Source organism: Koromonas soli (genome assembly GCF_059726265.1).
Window position 1 is genome coordinate 2253157 of the sequence record NZ_AP040872.1, and the last position, 17545, is coordinate 2270701.

Below are 17545 nucleotides of genomic sequence, written 5' to 3' on the forward strand. Positions count from 1 at the left end.
TTCCTTCCCCAGAATTAATATCGCCAGCTCGTCAGGTCTGCTCCCGCCGGAGCGGTCTTTGCGATTCGATCCAGTATTTTGTCCAGGTACATTGTGTTGTAATGCAGACGAGTAATGTAGTTGGGGCGCGTCGGATCTCCATTCCAGCAGTGTTCCGCGCGATCGCCATATTTCACTTCGCCTTCGTATGCAGGATTGGAAGTGGACTTGAGAAAGTCTTCCATCAGATACACCGCGTCATTCAGAAAATAAGTATCCGCACTTCCGCAGTAGATGTACAGCTTGCCGCGAAGCTTCGGTCCCAGCGTCGTCCAGTTCTTCTCGAGAATGGCGCGCAGGTCATAGTGCTCGCGCCAGTATTCCGCCACTGCGTGATCGATCACCCCTGTGCGCTTATCGAAGATTTGCTTTGGATAACCATCCTCGCCAACTGGCGAGTAAACCGCTTGCCATATATCGAACTGCTCGCCCGAGCGTCCATGACTTCCCAGCGCTAGCTCGTAGGCGTTGTTCTCTTCCAGAGTCAGTGTCGTGTGGCCAAGGTAATCGCGCATTGCTGGCTGCGCCACTCGCTTGTGCGCTCCCTCAATGTAGAAAGCGTTCTTATCGTTATAGAGATCAATGACCTCGTAAGCCCGGAAGTCGACTGGATCAGGGCATGCAGCGAATGCTCCGTTGTAGCGATCGGGGTAGAATATCTGCACCGCAAGTGATTCCCATCCACCCGTCGATCCTCCATACATGAACCGGGCCCAGCTTTGCCCGATAGCGCGGAACTTCTTCTCGATTGCCGGGATCAGTTCCGTTTCAATTGCGTCACCATACGGCCCTACATTGGCCGAGTTCACTGCATAAGAATCATCGTAATAAGGATTCGCATGTTGGATCTTAACTACGAGGAAGCGCGGGAAGCCTTTCGAAATCCACTGCTGATAGTTCTTGTACGATTCTTCCTGCTGAATCCTGTTATAGCCAGAGATACGAAAACGCTCGCTATAATCCGGCTTCAGATTTGCATCCGGTGGCTCCGTCCTGAAGTCACTGAACTCGCTCACAAAATGGTCGTGCGAAATGAATAACGGATAGTGCGCCTCCTGATGCTCATCAAAACCCTCCGGCACCAGAACCATCGCCGACAAAAACATCGACCTGCCCCAGAACTTTGTTAGCAATTTGCTCTGAATCCGAATATGTCGAACATACTTTGTGTCCTTCGGCTCCGGTATCGGCGGAATCACCTGATCCATTACCACTTGCACCGGCGCAGGGTCCGCGCCAACAACAATCTTTCGCGGCTTGCTGTAGAGGTTTCCGGGAGCCAGGTTCCAATGCTGCCCCTCGCCGCGGTCCATCGGTAACTTCACGGTCTTCCCGTCCGCGCGATGGAACGTCTCATACCGATGCAGCAAGGCCTGTACGTAATACTCGCCCTTGGGCAATTCGCGCAAACTTCTTACCGGATAACCGTCCGCACGCTCATCCATCACTACTGCCTGCCCAGCCTTCATCCCCTCCACATCCACGCCGAAAATAACCTGCGATTTCGGCGTGTCATCAATCTGGTTTCTGGGCTCGTCACTGGGATCGGTCGAAAGCAGAAGATACAAGCGTCCGTCGAGTGGCTCATTTACTCCCGAGAAGCTGATTGCAAACTTTGGAGAGTTCGATTGCGCCCAGAGCGAGCCAAAACCAAGCGTCGCCAGGAGCAACAAGCAGAGGCTGCGAACGACAAAACGTGAGCTCAAGATCATGCGATAGTTTAACTCCTGAGAATCGATTCGGTTGCCAAGTTCCCCGTACTTCGTAGTTGTAGTACAGTACCTCAACGGGTAAGCGTCCGCATCTTCTTGTGGTCGCCTTGGAGCGAACAACATGGCAGTAAGCGCAGTGGCACCTACCGCCCACTCTTCAGACCAGCTCGTCTCATTGCTTTCCAGGATCGTCGATGAACGCCGGATTTTGACGCGTCCACTCGACCTGATCGCGTACGCTTCCGACGCCAGCTTCTATCGCCTTATTCCAAAGGCGGTGGTGCAAGCTGCAAATGAGCAGGAAGTCGCAAACCTCTTCCAATTCAGCCACGATCACGGAATCCCCATAACCTTCCGAGCCGCTGGCACCAGCTTATCGGGGCAGTCCATCTCTGACGGTCTTCTGGTCGAGGTCACTCGCGGATTCCGCGATGTCGAGGTGCTCGACAACGGCGGGCGCATTCGCGTCCGCCCCGGCGTTATTGGCAACCATGCCAACCGAGTTCTGCTTCCCTACGGCGCCAAGATAGGCCCCGATCCCGCATCCATCGCAACCTGCACCCTCGGAGGCATTCTCTCCAACAACTCCAGCGGCATGTGCTGCGGTGTCGATCAAAACGCGTATCACACCTTGGCGTCTTTGCGATTCGTCCTACCCTCCGGCAACGTGATCGACACTGCTTGGCCGGATGCCGAAGAAAGATTCCGCAGCCTTGAACCCGCGCTCGCCAGCGGCATCTTCGATCTCAAAGCACGCATAGAGAGTGAGCCAGCGCTCGCCGACCGCATTCGCCGCAAGTATCGAATGAAGAACACGACAGGCTACGGCATCAATGCATTTCTCGATTTTGACCGCTCCGTCGATGTCTTCGCTCACCTCCTCATCGGAGCCGAAGGCACACTGGCGTTCATCTCTGAAGCAGTGTTGAACACCGTCCCCGATTTGCCGGTGAAGTACACCGGCCTTCTTCTCTTCCCCGATCTCTACGCCGCCTCCGACTCCATCGTGCCTTTGCGTCAGGCTGGCGCGAAAGCCCTGGAGATCATGGATCGCGCCTCGCTGCGTTCGGTTGAAAACCAGCCTGGTGTTCCCTCCATACTCAAGATGCTCGATGCAAATGCGGCCGGTTTGCTGGTCGAGTTCCAGTCCGCCGCAGAATCCGGTCGCACAGAACTCGAAGCCTTGGCAACCGAATCCACATCGCGCCTCAAACTGCTCGAACCTGCGCAGTTCACTCACGCTCCCGCAGCGCAGGCCATGCTCTGGAAGATCCGCGCAGGCATGTTCCCCTCCGTCGGCTCCGTGCGCAAGAGCGGCACGACAGTCATCATCGAAGACGTCGCCTTCCCTATCGAGCACCTCGCCCACGCCGCCCACGACCTCACCGCACTCTTCCACCGCCACGAATACGACAACGCCATCATCTTCGGCCATGCGAAGGACGGCAATCTGCACTTCGTCATCACGCAGTCGTTCAACGATCAGCGCGTCATCGATCAGTACTCGCGCTTCATCGATGATGTAGTCGAACTCGTCGTCAACCGCTACGACGGTGCGCTCAAAGCCGAGCACGGCACCGGACGCAACATGGCTCCGTTTGTCCAAACCGAGTGGGGAGCCGAAGCCTACGAGATTATGCGCAAGGTAAAGTCCCTCGCCGACCCCACAGGACTGCTCAATCCCGGCGTCATCATCAATGATGACCCGCAAGCTCACATTCACGATTTGAAGAGTTTGCCCAGCGTCGAACCCGAGATCGACAAGTGCATCGAGTGCGGCTACTGCGAGCCTCGCTGCCCCAGCCGCGATCTCACCACCACCCCGCGCCAGCGCATTGTGGTGCGCCGCGAAATGAAGCGGCAGGAGCAACTAGGCGGCGGCGAATTTCTCACTCTGCTCGAGCGCGACTTTCCTTACATGGTGCTCGATACTTGCGCCGCCGATGGCATGTGTGCCACCACTTGCCCGGTCAGCATCGACACCGGAAAGCTCACGAAGCGTTTCCGTTCGCTGCGCAATTCGCCTACTTCCAAGCGTATTGCCCGCTTCACGGTAAATAACTTCTCTCTGCTCGAGTCCGCCATTCGCCTCGGGCTCCGCGCCGCGCACTTCGCCCAACGCATCATCGGACTTCGTGGCATGCGTCTGATCACCGGACTGTTGCGCAAAGTCATCGGCCCCAACATGCCTGTGTGGACTCCCGATATGCCGCATGCTGTTCGTGGCGGACTCCCGCGCACCAATCGCATGATCGCCCAGGCCGTGTACTTCCCTGCATGCATCTCGCGCACCATGGGACGCTTGCCTGGCGAACCTAGCGACAGCTCGCTCATGCAGGCGACCATTGCGGTCGCCGAACGGGCTGGCGTTCATCTCTGGATTCCCGAGGACGTGGCTGGAAACTGTTGCGGCACTCCCTATTCATCGAAAGGGTTCGATGAGGCTTGCGACATGATGCTCAACCGCACCATTGAAAACCTCTGGCGCTGGTCGAGCGAAGGCCGTCTGCCGATTATGGTGGACACCAGCCCTTGCACCTACGGCCTTGTGCACGCGCGCGAACACCTCACGCCGGAGAACCAGAAGCGATTCGATCGTCTCAAGATCATCGACAGCATCGAGTTCATGCACGATCTCGTTCTCCCCAACCTGAAGGTGCTTCGGCCGGAAACATCGGTAGCGCTGCATCCCGTATGCTCTGCCATCAAGATGAATCTCACGCCCAAACTCGAAGGCATCGCCCGCCAGTGCAGTGCGAGCGTCTTTACTCCGCCCAACGCGGGATGCTGCGGCTTTGCTGGAGACCGTGGATTCATGTTCCCCGAGCTCACTGCTTCGGCAACCACGCCCGAGGCTGCTGAAGTAAAAGCGCACCAGCACGATGGCTGCTATTCCAGCAGCCGAACGTGCGAGATAGGCATGACTCGCTCGACCGGCGAGATCTACCGCTCCTATATGTATTTGCTGGAGAAAGTCACGCGCGCATAGACCGTGACATAAACTAGATTGAGGCGGTCCAACCCGGACCGCCTCGCTCTATGCTGCAGATTCCGTCAGAGAGTTTTCAGCACGCCTGCCGTAGCGCAGGTACAGAGCCGTGCAGTCATCGGAGAGCGGTGCCGTCTCGCGATACTCATGCACTGCCGCAAACAGTTTGCTTAATGAGAATTCCGAGTTCAACGCTGCTTCCAGTCCGTCGTTCCCCAGGAAATCTCCATTCTGATTTTCTGCTTCAACCACGCCATCGGTGAACAGCAGCACGCGATCCCCATCGCGCAACTGCGCCCGTCCGCTGGTAAAGGTCACAGGAGCCAGCAGCCCAACCGGCAGGTTCTCGTTATCTAATGCTCGAATCGTCCCACGTGAGTACAGCAGCGGCTTCACATGCCCGCAATTGATGTACTCCACCACGCCGTCCTCGTACAACTTCATCATCACCAGCGTCGCGTACTTCTGGCCAACGATCTTGTTGTACACATAGAGGTTCAAGCCTTCGGCAATCTGCTCCAGTTGCAGTCCCTGCCGCAGCAACGGATAAATTGCGCCTTGCAGCACTGACGCCAGCAGTGCCGCCGAGATTCCTTTCCCCGACACATCGGCCACCACCACCGCGACGCAATCCTCAAGCTTGATCACGTCATAGAAGTCGCCACCGATCTCCTTGCACGAGATATTCCGCGCCTCCACCTCGGCAAATGGCAATGACGGAATCTTCACTTCCATCAAGCTGCGCTGAATGCTCGAAGCAATCGCCAGTTCCCGCTGATATGCCAGCGCCTCCTGCTCTGATTTCACAAGGTAGGCATTCTCAACCAGCGCCGCAGCCTCGTGCGCAATCGCGCGAATCAGCTCATGACTCACATCCGGGAGCTTGCCTTTTTCGATTCGACTGTCGAGATACAGCACTCCCATCGCGCCTGTCGCCACGCATCCCGGTCCCCGGAACTGCGATTTTCTCAGTGGAATACAAACAATGCTGCGCAGATCATGTGCAATGATGCTCTCGCGCCCGGTCATCCCCGGGTCACCCATGCTCAGGACAAATTCCGAGGCCGATGCAATTACCTCGTGCAACACTGACTGCGAAATTCCCTTTGCCTCCGTCAAAACATCGCCGCGTTCCGTCCTGCCCGCGGCCAACGTAAGCGTGCCGTCTTCTTTACACAGGAACACAAATCCCCGCTCCGCCTTCGTCAACCGCAGCGAAGCCTCCACCAGCGTCGATAACACTTCGCTCAGAACCGAGGAGTTATTCAGCGCGCGCGCTCCCTCGATGAACATGCTCAGCAAGTGCAGTTCTCCGGGCTTATCCGAAGACGTCTGCCGCGACATGATCATCGAAAGCATCTCGCCGCGAGGGTCGGCCACCGGGCGATCCGTCATGGGCTGCCGGGAGTCCTTGAAGACGAGGTAATTCCCTCCCATTGTGCCCAGCTCAATCCGGTCGCCGCTATGCAGGCAATGCTGCTGAATCGCATGTCCGTTGACGAACGTGCCGTGGCTGCTGCCTAGATCAACGAGGTAATACTCCGAATCGCGGCGTTCAATTTGGGCATGGCTGCGGGATACGTGCGGCTCAGCGATCACCACATCGCGATCTGCTCGTCTTCCAATCGTGACCACGGGCTTGGTCAGTGCAACATGCGATTGCGTCCCGTCGAAGACTATGAGTAATTCAGCCTCCGGCGATTCCCCAACTGAGGCACTGGTCATCGACATACCTCCAAGTTACCGGCCTACACTCATCCTTGTGAATGCTTGGATGCAGGCGGACTCTCCACGGTTCCGATGCTTCTGGCGTAACTTTTCTCGGCCGCAGTGACTTCCGCGCCTCGGATTTTGCTCTGCTTCGAAATAGTGTGTACATTAGGGCGTCGAAGGAAGAACATGGAACACACCCTGCTCACCGCCCGGCTCACCCGCTCCGAACTCCTTTCGGAAAAGACCAAGCATTTGGAGTTCGAAATCGAAGAAGTCTCTGAATTCCCTTTCATCGCCGGACAGTTCATCTCTGTCCGCGAGCCGCGCGGCGAAAAGTTTGTCACTCGCGCCTACTCCATCGCCTCGCCTCCCCGCAAGAACAATACCTTCGATCTCTGCCTCAATCGCGTCGATGAAGGATTCATGTCCAACTTCCTCTGCGACCGCGTCGTGGGTGACGTCGCTCATTTCCACGGCCCGCACGGATTGTTCATTCTCAAGCCCGAAGTTCAGGACATGATCCTCGTTGCCACTGGCACCGGCGTCGCCCCCTTCCGCAGCATGGTTCAGCATCTTTTCGGGGTTGATGGAACCGGGGAGCAACGCCACAATGGCCGCCACATTTGGCTGGTTTACGGTACGCGCTACCCGACGGACATCTATTACCAGCAGGAATTCGAGCAACTCGCGGCCGAACAGCCGAATTTCCACTACGTCGCCACGCTCAGCCGTGGCCCTGAGAGCTGGACCGGTGCCCGAGGTTATGTTCAGCAACACGTCCGCCACATCGTCGGAGATCGCAAAGACATGCATGTGTACATCTGCGGCCTCAACGACATGGTCTCCGCCGTCCGCGCCCTGCTCGTTGAAGAATGTGGATGGGACAAGAAACGCGTCATCTACGAGCGTTACGATTAGGGTGCATGGATGGCGTGCGATCAGCGGCCTACTTCATTGCCCAGAGCGCGAGTTAGTTTTCTTGCCTGACAAATTCCGACCAAAACGAAATGCGGCGACCTCAAGGAGGGAGGAGGTCGCCGCATCCGAGTAGCCAATATTCGGCTACCGAACAAAAGTCTTGAGATTGGTTTTATCCCTGCATCACTCCAGGGAGAGTTCCAGACGCCATCACCGCAAACTGCAATTCTGCGTCTTCCATGTTCAGGTGCTCATGTAGCCATTCTCTGCACAAGTTCCGGAGCCTCAGCGGCGCCGAGAGGTCGTTTCGGCTAAGATCCAGCTCTATCTTGAACATCTCTGCCATCATACCCAGCTCTGCCTCGCAATGATCTTCCAGCAAAGGATAGGACATCTTCATTAGGAACTCCTGTTCGTGCTCCAGATGAAGCAGGATCATCTCGACAAGCTTCTTTGACGCCAAGCGGATCTGCAGCAGATCGCAGGCATACAGTATCGCGTGATTCAGTTCCGTGTACCTGCGCTGGATCTCTGAATGCTCTTCGTCGAGTACGCCCAGCCCAACTACCGGTGCCGTAAATTCCTGAAGTTTGCTCGGCATTCTTTCTCCTCGCCCCGAATGAATGCAATTTACGTTCCTAATCTCAGGCCGGCGCCACAGGGCCACACTCAAGCCCTAAGTGCATGAATGCAAGCACGTTCCGTTTTCCGAAATTCAACCCGGAAAAGCTCGCCTTGCTCGGTTCGGCAAGCATTACGTTGTACATCGAGAACAACTTTCCATTGGCGCCTGCCGCCGAATTGCTCCGACTCTGGCTCGCGTGATCCCTGTTTTGCTTCCGGTGAAGATTCCCTTTCTTACTGCATCCTGCAGACACTAGACTTCATCTATTAAGTTGACAGTAAGTGACTCAGGTTCTATCATCGCAACCATATTAGGTCTGAGTTGGCGTCCAGAAGGGCGCTTTGTCGGGTTCGGTACTCCTGTGGAAGTGCCAACCTCAACAATTTTCGCGATTTACCGCAGGAGGCAATGAACAACAATGGCAAAGATTATCGGCATTGATCTGGGAACTACCAACTCGGTCGTAGCCGTTATGGAAGGCGGCGAACCGAAGGTCATTCCCAATGAAGAAGGTGGCCGGACTACCCCATCGGTGGTCGGTTTCACCAAGAACGGGGAACGTCCTGTCGGCCAAGTCGCCAAGAATCAGGCAATTACGAATCCGGAGAACACCGTCTTTTCCATCAAGCGCTTTATGGGGCGCCGCTACGACGAAGTCAGCGAAGAAATGAAGATGGTGCCCTACAAAGTCGTGCAGTCCGGCGACCACGTGGCCATCGAGGCTCAGGGCAAGGAATACACGCCTCCCCAGATCTCGGCCATGATCCTGCAGAAGCTGAAGAAAGCCGCAGAGAACTACCTTGGCGAGCCTGTCACCGAAGCCGTGATCACCGTTCCGGCTTACTTCAATGACTCGCAGCGCCAGGCCACCAAGGACGCAGGCAAGATTGCCGGTCTCGACGTGAAGCGCATTATCAACGAGCCCACGGCTGCCGCACTGGCCTACGGACTCGATAAGAAGAAGGACGAGACCATCGCCGTGTACGACTTCGGCGGCGGCACCTTCGATATCTCGATTCTGGAAGTCGGCGAAGGCGTCATCGAGGTGAAGTCCACCAATGGTGACACCCACCTGGGCGGCGACAACATTGACCAGCGCGTCGTTGGCTGGCTGGCCGATGAGTTCCGCAAGGAATACGGCCTCGACCTGCGCAGCAAGGGCAATGAAATGGCCATGCAGCGTCTGCGCGACGCCGCTGAGCGCGCCAAGATCGAGCTGTCCACGACCATGCAGACCGAGATCAATCTGCCGTTCATCACGGCAGATGCTTCCGGTCCGAAGCACCTGGTCAAGACGCTCACCCGCGCCAAGCTTGAAGAGATGGTGCGCGACCTGATCGACAAGTCCATCCAGCCTTGTCAACAGGCTTTGAAGGACGCTGGCATCGACGCAAGCAAGATCGATGAAGTCGTGCTCGTCGGCGGCCAGACTCGTATGCCGATGATCCAGCAGCGTGTAAAGGAGTTCTTTGGCAAGGAGCCGCATCGTGGCGTGAACCCGGACGAAGTCGTAGCCGTCGGTGCTGCCATTCAGGGCGGCGTGCTGCAGGGCGAGGTAAAGGACCTGCTGCTGCTCGACGTGACTCCGCTCTCGCTCTCCATCGAAACCTATGGTGGCGTGGCGACCGTCATGATTCCGCGCAACACGACGATTCCGACCCGCAAGAGCGAGGTCTTCTCAACCGCGGCTGACAATCAGACCTCGGTAGAGATTCACGTTCTTCAGGGCGAGCGTCCCATGGCCGCACAGAACCGTACGCTGGGCAAGTTCCATCTGTCCGGCATTCCGATGGCGCCTCGCGGCGTGCCTCAGATCGAGGTAACGTTCGATATCGACGCCAATGGCATCCTCAATGTCACGGCCAAGGACACCGCGACCGGCAAGGATCAGAAGATCGTCATCACTTCCTCCAGTGGTCTCAGCAAGGAAGAGATCGATCGCATGGCCAAGGAAGCCGACGCGCACTCCGCCGAGGACAAAGCCAAGCGCGAGGAAGTTGAAACGCGTAATCAGCTTGATGCCATGGTGTATCAGGTCGAGAAGATGTTGAAGGAGAATGGCGACAAGATATCCGGCGGCGAGCGTGGTGAGGTCGAGAACGCGGTCGGCGATGCCAAGAAGGCGCTCGAGAGCGGTGACCATAAGCAGATGCAGGTCGCACGCGATCGCCTGCAGGCAGCATCTCACAAATTAGCGGAAGCGATGTACAAGGCCACTCCGCCGAATGCCGAAGCCGCGGGAGCTCAGCAAGCTGAGCAACCAAAGTCGGAGCAGAAGAAGGATGATGGCGTGATCGATGCTGAGTATGTGGATGTGGAGGATAAGAAGTAACTCGCCAAAAGAGCGGCGGGAAACATTCGCGGCCGGAGCGGACAGTCGCTTTGGCCGCTTTGCAAAACGGGCAGCTATCTTTTGAGCTGGCCCGCATAGGGGGACACATGAATTTCGAAGTCAACGGCATCCCGTACTTTCTGACGTTCGACACCAGCGAGGCGCAGTGGTTCTTGCTCACGCCCTCTCGTGATGGAATCGAGTCAGTGGAGATTTACCACGACGGCACGCTGCTGACTGGGCCGGCGAAGCCAAATCAGTCCAGTGGCAGCGCAACCCGTATGAATTAGGATCCCCCGATTTCGATCTACGGTTTTAGAGACTGCCCCTGCCGGCAGCCGCCTGCAAGGTGAGCGTAATGGCAGGGGCATTCATTTTGGAGTAAAAGAGCTCTGAGCCTACGCTCGAGTTCAGTCGATATACAAAGGGAAGCAATCCGGCAGAAAGAAACTCTTTGGTGCTTATGCCGGGCACAAGTATGCTGGACTGCAACAGGTTCAGGGAGACGAGCGAGAACAACAACAATGGCCGCAACAGACAAAAAAGATTATTACGCCACTCTCGGATTGAAAAAGACGGCCACGGCTGATGACGTGCGCAAAGCTTTCCGTAAGCTTGCGCGCAAATATCATCCCGATGTGAATCCGGGCGACAAGAAAGCTGAAGAGAAGTTCAAGGAACTCTCCGAAGCCAACGACATTCTCAGCGACCCCAAGAAGCGCAAGATTTACGACCAGCTCGGGTTCTATTCCGACAATATCGACCCTAAGACCGCCGAAGCCTACGCCAATGCTGGCGCTCGTGGCGGAAATCCCTTCGGTGGCGGGAACCCGTATGGCGCAGGCGGCAATCCGTTCGGCGGATACAACCAGGGTGGCCAGCACACCGAGTTCGACTTCCGCGATTTTGACTTCGGCGGAGCCCAACAGGGCGGACGCGGAGGAGCCAGTTTCCGTGACATTTTCTCCGGCATCTTTGGCGGCGGTGGCGTAGCCCAGGAACCCGCTGAGACTGCCGGCAGCGATGTCGAATACAAGGTTCAGGTGCCCTTCTGGGAAGCCATTCGCGGCGGCGAAATGAAGCTGAACATACAGCGCCCGTCGTCCATGGGCCGCATGACTCCCGAGCCAGTGTCGTTCCGCATCAAGCCCGGCACGCGCGACGGACAGCGCATCCGCCTCGCAGGCAAAGGAAATCCCGGGATCCGGGGAGGCCCTCCGGGCGATCTCTACATCATCGTGCAAATTGGTGAGCACCCCGTATTTCATCGCGATGCCGATGACATCCACATCACGGTGCCCATTCTTCCATGGGAAGCCGCGCTCGGCGCGAAGGTCGAGGTGCCGACCATCGATGGACGCACCATGCTGCGCATTCCTCCTGGCACGCAGAGTGGACAGAAGCTGCGCATGCGCGAGAAGGGCGTGCCCTCTGCCACCAAGCCCGGCGTCACCGGCGATCAGATCGTGAAGATCCGCATCGTCGTGCCCGAAATACCAAACGTGGAAGCCAAGGAACTCTGGCAGAAGCTGGAGAAGATGCATCCCGACAATCCGCGCGCGGAGTTGTGGAGCAAGATCTAGTTGAGGAACATAGGCAGTCAGGAACTTGCAAGTTAGAATGTTAGAAAACTTCTATCTATGACGAAACGAAAAGGCAAAGGCGCATACATGATTTCGGTGGTGGCCGAGATGTATGAAATCCACCCGCAGACTCTACGTTTGTATGAGCGCGAGGGATTGCTGAAGCCATCACGCAGCGACGGAAACACCCGCCTCTACACTGAAGACGATCTCAAGCGTCTGGAGTTCATTCTCTCGCTCGCCCGCGACCTCGGCGTCAACATCGCCGGCATCGGCATCATCCTCAACATGCGCGAGCGAATGGAACAGATGCAGCTTCAAATGCAGGAATTCGTGAAGTACGTGCAGCAGGAAGTAATGACGCGCGCCAATCAGGCCATGCCCAAGGAAGGCCTTGTTCCCCTGCGTCGCCCCGTCGTTATCCCGCCCAAAAAGAAATAAGCACCGTCTCCAAAGGAAAGGGGCGCGATCATCGCGCCTTTTGTTCTTTCAGCGTTGTCATCCTGAGCGGAGCAAAGCGGAGTCGAAGGCCCCCTACTCCTGGCAACCCTCACCTACTACTTGATCCAACCCACCCAAACAGGTTTTCCCTTGTCGTCGCGCATCACCATCACATCGCCTCTGCGAGTCAGTTCGCGCACCAGCATCAGTTGATTGCCTTCCACCGTCACAGGAGAGCCTACTACCTCGATCGCGTCGCCCTTGACGAAGGTGATCTCCATCGCCTTCAGAAATTTTTCCGGTGCGATCCACAGATCGACAGCGCCTTTGTCGCTCGTGATCAGGAGATGGACTGTGGCATCCGCGTCCGTTCTCACTTCCTGTACGACGCCCTTGATCTTAACCTCGCTGGTCTTGTCGTATTTGAGCGTGGTCGTCGCGCTTGCCACTGTGAATGCGATCAGAACAGTTACTGCGATTGCCAATACCAATTTGAAGGAAGCCGGCCGAGACATGGTTCACTTCTCCTTTCGGAGGCAGGCATCGGGCTGTCGCAGCACGCTTGTGCTGCTGGCTGCGGCGCGCAGGTGGTTGGGCGTTCATTTCCTGTCTCCCAACCCGGCGGGCGACTCATCCGTCATCGCTCGTTTCAGGTCGCAAACAACGTAGTCCGCAATGGTCTTTTGCTCAGTGAGGCCTATCACATCGGCCCGTGATCAGCAGCCGCAAATCGGGCCTTCAATCTTCAGGGTTGCTCCTGTCGCGAATTCAGGAAATAATCACAGATCGGGTTTTCCGCGTTGCAGGAAAGCAGACGTGCTCTGGCCCTTTTCTTACCGTTACCTTACCCGGCTGAACGTGCCCACAACGGAGTCCGAACGCAGTCGCGTCGAATCCGTGCTAGGTGCCCTGCGCGCCGTTTTGGCCGTGCTCGCTCTCATCGCGTTCACCATGGAAACGCCCGAGCCCGCCAAATTCACCCGCCTCGTTTATGTTCTCCTGATCTTCTGGTTGATTCACAGTGTCGCGGTTTATATCTGGGTATCCAACCGCCCCGTTACCCCAAAATTCCTCATTGCCCTGCACGCGGGAGACATCATCTGGCCGACGCTCATTACTGCCTTCTCTCACGGCTCCAGTTCTCCCTTCGTTCCGATGTACTCGTTCGCGCTGATCTCAGCCGGATTCCGATGGGGTTTTGCTGAAGCTCTCCTCACCTCCGTTGCCGGCGGCCTTGTCCTTGAGATTGAAGCGTTCTTCCTGCGCGGCACACCCTGGGGAGAGTACGAGGGCAATCGCCTGCTTGCCCGCTCCGCCTACCTTCTTGTGCTCGGCTACCTCATCGGAACCCTCGGCGAAAACGAGAAGGAGCGTCGTGCCGAATCGGGTGTAGTCAACCGAGTCCTGCATGCCGCTCGTACGGAAAACAGCTTGGGTGTCGTTTTGGATGCCGTGTTCAAGGAATTCCTAAGCCTCTTCGACGGATCGCAAGTCTTCCTCGTAACGCACGACCTTACGACCGATCACGTTTTCCTCTGGCAAACTCGCCCCGACCGCCTTTCCGACACCCGGCCTTATTGGAAAGAGATCCTGACCGAGGATAATTTCAGCTATCTTCTTCCCGACTATTCCCCAGCGTTTTATTGCAAGCGAGTTTCTTCTACTGCCATACGCATGCTCAATCTGGCTCCGAAGGCGCAGTTCCATGTCGTGAACGGCCAAATACCCGCACTGCCCTTCTTGCCTCCGGACACGACATCCCTGCTTGCCGTCACGTCTGAGCTCGGACACACATGGCGACTCCGGTTCTACATCGCGAATGCGATGGTGGGCAAAAACATGCTCCAGGAGCTTGCCTTCGCCAATTCGCTTTTTGAACAGGCGGCCACCGCGACGTACGGCGTCTATCTCATGCGCAGGATGCGCGCTCGGGCCAGCGCCATCGAACGCGCCCGTGTTGCACGCGAACTGCACGACGGCGTGGTGCAATCGTTGATCTCGGCCGAGATGCGAGCCGATATCCTGCGTCGCCGCACCGAGAAGCATTTCCCGCCCATCGCTCCCGAAGTAGGATCGCTTCAGAGCCTTCTTCGCATTCAGGTCGCCGAGCTGCGCGAACTGATGCATCAACTGAAGCCGGTCGAAGTCGAGCCCGAGCAACTGATCGATCATCTCGCCGAGCAGGTCGATCGCTTCCGGCGCGACTCCGGAATCTCTGCCCGCTTCGTCTCAACAGCCGAAGAGGTTCGTCTCTCGGCCCACGCCTGCCGCGAGATTCTGCTGATCGTCCGTGAAGCCCTGGTCAACGTCCGCAAGCACGCCAAAGCCGAAGACGTTCTCGTCACCTTCGGTCGTCAGGATGGCTTTTGGCGATTAGCGATCAGTGATGATGGCGTAGGCTTCGGCTTTGAAGGTACACTGGCTGGAGTAGAGCTGATGAAGTCCGCAAAGGGCCCGGCGATCATAAAAGAGCGCGTCGCCAATCTCGGAGGCGAGCTTTCCATCAACTCCCAGGCACCTCGCGGTTCGCAATTGTTGATCAAGCTTCCACAAAAGACCTATATCTCACATGGACAGTAAACGATGGATAACAAAGTAACTCTGATCATTGCCGATGATCACACGATCTTTCGTGACGGCCTTCGTCGCCTGCTCGATCTGGAAGAAGGTTTTGAGGTCATAGGAGAAGCAGCCAATGGCGCGGAAGCCATCGCCATGGTGCACCAGCTCCACCCCTCCATCCTTTTGCTCGACCTTGCCATGCCCAAAATGCCGGGCCTCGACACTCTTCGCGAACTTTCGCAGCAAGAGCATTCCACCCGCTCCATTCTCCTCACCGCTGCCATCGAGCGCCGCCAAATCATCGAGGCTCTGCAAATGGGTGCCTGGGGCGTGGTCCTGAAGGAATCCGCCACCGAACTCCTCCTGAAGGCGATCCGTTCCGTTATGGATGGGAAGTATTGGGTAGGCCGGGAGCCCGTCACTGACATGGTGAAATATCTTCGCGAACAGACCGCGCTGCTTACCCCGTCCAAGGCCCGCAGTCTTGGCATCACCCGTCGCGAAACTGAGATTCTCGGCGCTATTGTCGCAGGTCTCAGCAATAAGGAGATCGCTCAGAAGTTTGCGCTCAGCGAAGACACCGTGAAGCATCACCTCACCAACATCTTCGATAAAGTTGGTGTGTCCAGCCGCCTAGAGCTCGCGCTTTTTGCCATCAATAACCAGCTCATCGAGAGCTGAACTCGGCCCCAGTTCTGTATTCGGGAATCAAGATTTAGTCACGTTGTGCCGTGAGTTCCATCACATCGTGAAGCCGATTTGCTGCGCCACACTCTTGCGGACTGGAGAGTTCCATGTCCGCTAACCTGAACGACACGCTGCAGGTGCTCCGCTACGAACTCAACTATCTTGAATTAGGCGGCATTGAGCGCGACCGCAAGCTGGAATCCATCAAGTCTCCCTTCCAGGAGACTTCCGCCTGCCTTAATTTCGCCGATCCTCTACGGGCGCACGCCTGTAGCGAGTGCGTCCTGTTCCAGTTTGTTCCGGAGGAAAAACGCGCGGAGGAATTGCCTTGCCACTACATCCCGCTGAACGATTCCGGCGAGACTGTGGCTGAGCTTCTGGTCAGCGACCGTCGCCGTATGGTGGTCGCACTGGAAGCGTGGCTGCGGGAGAGAATCGCGAAACTTGATGCCAACTCAAAGAACGGCACCAACGGCGAAAAGCACTCCTGACAAATTTCAGGGGAGCCCATCAGGCTCCCCATTCGTTGCTTCGCTTCGTCAGCGCATTACTGCTGCTGAGAACTCATCGCGCCCGGGCTCTTCTTACCCGTGTCCGCGCCAACCTGCGAGGCCACCTGCTTCGCCGTCGCCAGATGCTGCTCAAGAATTGGCAGCGTCTTCTGCGCCCAGGCCTTCACTTCGGGATCCTTTCCCGACTGAGCTTCTTTACGGAACTCGGCTACATCTTTCTCATGGTCTTTCACCATGTCCTGCATATATGCCTTGTCGAAATCTGCACCGGTCTTCGATTGCATCATCTTGGCCGTGTGCTGGTCCTTTACGCTCGGGTTCTTAGGCAGCGTGATTCCCTTTTGTTGGGCAAGCTGCTTGAGCTGATCGTTAGCCTGCGAGTGGTCAGTGACCATCTTGTCGCCAAAAGATTTTACAGCATCGTTTGAGCCATGCTGCTTTGCCATATTGCCCATTGAAACTTCAGCCATGCCGCCCTCGGCCGCTTTCATGATGAAGGCATGGTCTGGACTCTTCATCTTGCTTTCACTGGCATCGTTGCTCATCGTGTCCGGCATGTTGCTGCCCATGTTACCCGGACGTGCTCCAGTTCCTGTGTCTGCCTGGCCCATGCCGGTCGTTGACTGGCCCTGCTGCCCCATACCTTGTTGCTGTCCCATGCCCTGCGATCCCGGACCGCTCTGCGCCATACACATTGCGCCCAGCGTCCCCACCGCCAGAGCATGGAAAATCATTCGTTGTGCCCTCATTTGGCTCTCCTTGATGTATCTGTTGAGACGAGTGGTATGTCCCGTTAGAGACCCTTGAAGAACCGGGCGTTGCACAGCGAGAGACCGTTATCGAGCCACATCCTTTCTGCTCTCTCGCCTTCGTCAAACTGTTTCGGCAGAGGAAAACATTCCCATTCCTAGTCTTTCGCGTCCGCTCCTTTGGTGGCATTCGGCTCAGTATCCTGAGGGAAGGATCGCAACGTCAGTGCCTGTTCCTTTGCAGATTCCTTGCCGTCCGGCTCGCTTCGATGCACCGTCAGCGTGCCCTTGACGACCCAATAACCTTCCTCCGCAGGACTCTTCGCCTGCCCGCGTTCGATCTTGCCCGAGAACTGATACCACACACCCCCGGCCTGCTTTGTTCGAAAACTCAGAGTGTTCCCTTCAAGTTTTGCTTCGGAGAAAAATTGGTCGATGAACTCGGCCTTGTCCAGGTCCTCATCTTTGAAATGCGAAATCAGGCCCGTGACCCTGCCCTCGTTCACCTCGATCTGCACGAACTCACCTTCGTGGATAAACGAGTAAAGGCCAGTGATGTCACCCTGCGCCTCTGGCTTCGAAGCCGTGTTTGTCTGGGCGGCGGCGCCAATCGCAAGCAGCAGTAAGAATAAAGCAGTAGCGAGAACTTTCTTCATGGTGCAATCGAGTATAGCCGAGCGCCG

15 protein-coding genes are annotated in these 17545 nt (G+C 56.7%); 9 read left to right on the forward strand and 6 right to left on the reverse strand.

Features of this window, described 5'->3' with window-relative positions; all coding sequences use genetic code 11:
• Positions 1-14: 14 nt before the first annotated feature.
• Positions 15-1751 carry an alpha/beta hydrolase gene (locus AC6IY8_RS09805; RefSeq protein WP_497774254.1) on the reverse strand — a complete coding sequence of 579 codons (1737 nt, stop codon included), beginning with the start codon at positions 1749-1751 and terminating at the stop codon, positions 15-17.
• A gap of 121 nt (positions 1752-1872) precedes the next feature.
• Here AC6IY8_RS09805 and AC6IY8_RS09810 point away from each other — a divergent pair, with 121 nt between their 5' ends.
• Positions 1873-4740: an FAD-binding and (Fe-S)-binding domain-containing protein gene (locus AC6IY8_RS09810; protein WP_497774255.1), complete on the forward strand. Its 2868-nt coding sequence runs from the start codon at positions 1873-1875 to the stop codon at positions 4738-4740.
• Between the two features lie 48 nt (positions 4741-4788).
• Here the strand turns inward: AC6IY8_RS09810 and AC6IY8_RS09815 are convergent, their stop codons facing one another.
• Complete coding sequence (locus AC6IY8_RS09815; RefSeq protein WP_497774256.1) at positions 4789-6465, reverse strand: SpoIIE family protein phosphatase; 1677 nt, start codon at positions 6463-6465, stop codon at positions 4789-4791.
• Between the two features lie 174 nt (positions 6466-6639).
• Between AC6IY8_RS09815 and AC6IY8_RS09820 the strand changes: the two genes are divergently transcribed.
• The gene (locus AC6IY8_RS09820; protein WP_497774257.1) at positions 6640-7371 is read left to right on the forward strand and encodes a ferredoxin--NADP reductase; all 732 of its coding nucleotides are present in this window, start codon (positions 6640-6642) and stop codon (positions 7369-7371) included.
• Positions 7372-7543: 172 nt separating this feature from the next.
• Here the strand turns inward: AC6IY8_RS09820 and AC6IY8_RS09825 are convergent, their stop codons facing one another.
• Positions 7544-7972 (reverse strand): hypothetical protein, encoded by a 429-nt coding sequence (locus AC6IY8_RS09825; RefSeq protein WP_497774258.1) that lies wholly within the window; start codon positions 7970-7972, stop codon positions 7544-7546.
• Between the two features lie 442 nt (positions 7973-8414).
• On the opposite strand from AC6IY8_RS09825, the gene dnaK reads away from it, so the two are divergent.
• The 4 genes from dnaK (at position 8415) to AC6IY8_RS09845 (ending at position 12352) form a co-directional block, all read left to right on the forward strand.
• The gene (gene dnaK / locus AC6IY8_RS09830; protein WP_497774259.1) at positions 8415-10328 is read left to right on the forward strand and encodes a molecular chaperone DnaK; all 1914 of its coding nucleotides are present in this window, start codon (positions 8415-8417) and stop codon (positions 10326-10328) included.
• 107 nt (positions 10329-10435) lie between these two features.
• A complete protein-coding gene (locus AC6IY8_RS09835; RefSeq protein WP_497774260.1) occupies positions 10436-10618 on the forward strand; it encodes a hypothetical protein in 183 nt (60 codons plus the stop codon).
• 234 nt (positions 10619-10852) lie between these two features.
• On the forward strand, positions 10853-11911 hold the full coding sequence (locus AC6IY8_RS09840) for a DnaJ C-terminal domain-containing protein (protein ID WP_497774261.1): 1059 nt from the start codon (positions 10853-10855) through the stop codon (positions 11909-11911).
• Positions 11912-11968: 57 nt separating this feature from the next.
• A complete protein-coding gene (locus tag AC6IY8_RS09845; protein WP_497774262.1) occupies positions 11969-12352 on the forward strand; it encodes a MerR family transcriptional regulator in 384 nt (127 codons plus the stop codon).
• Positions 12353-12468: 116 nt separating this feature from the next.
• Here AC6IY8_RS09845 and AC6IY8_RS09850 read toward each other — a convergent pair whose 3' ends face one another.
• The gene (locus AC6IY8_RS09850; protein ID WP_497774263.1) at positions 12469-12867 is read right to left on the reverse strand and encodes a MamS/MamX family magnetosome protein; all 399 of its coding nucleotides are present in this window, start codon (positions 12865-12867) and stop codon (positions 12469-12471) included.
• Between the two features lie 301 nt (positions 12868-13168).
• Between AC6IY8_RS09850 and AC6IY8_RS09855 the strand changes: the two genes are divergently transcribed.
• The 3 genes from AC6IY8_RS09855 to AC6IY8_RS09865 all read left to right on the forward strand — a co-directional run bounded on the left by AC6IY8_RS09855 (position 13169) and on the right by AC6IY8_RS09865 (position 16092).
• Positions 13169-14932, forward strand: coding sequence for a sensor histidine kinase (locus tag AC6IY8_RS09855; protein ID WP_497774264.1), 1764 nt, complete (start codon positions 13169-13171; stop codon positions 14930-14932).
• Positions 14933-14935: 3 nt separating this feature from the next.
• Positions 14936-15595, forward strand: coding sequence for a response regulator (locus AC6IY8_RS09860; RefSeq protein WP_497774265.1), 660 nt, complete (start codon positions 14936-14938; stop codon positions 15593-15595).
• Positions 15596-15708: 113 nt separating this feature from the next.
• Complete coding sequence (locus AC6IY8_RS09865; protein ID WP_497774266.1) at positions 15709-16092, forward strand: hypothetical protein; 384 nt, start codon at positions 15709-15711, stop codon at positions 16090-16092.
• A 56-nt stretch (positions 16093-16148) separates the two neighbouring features.
• On the opposite strand, the gene AC6IY8_RS09870 is transcribed toward AC6IY8_RS09865, so the two are convergent.
• Both AC6IY8_RS09870 and AC6IY8_RS09875 read right to left on the reverse strand, forming a co-directional pair.
• Positions 16149-16862, reverse strand: coding sequence for a DUF4142 domain-containing protein (locus AC6IY8_RS09870; protein WP_497774267.1), 714 nt, complete (start codon positions 16860-16862; stop codon positions 16149-16151).
• Positions 16863-17020: 158 nt separating this feature from the next.
• Entirely contained in the window at positions 17021-17518 is a 498-nt protein-coding gene (locus AC6IY8_RS09875) for a hypothetical protein (RefSeq protein WP_497774268.1), read from the reverse strand.
• Positions 17519-17545: the final 27 nt, after the last annotated feature.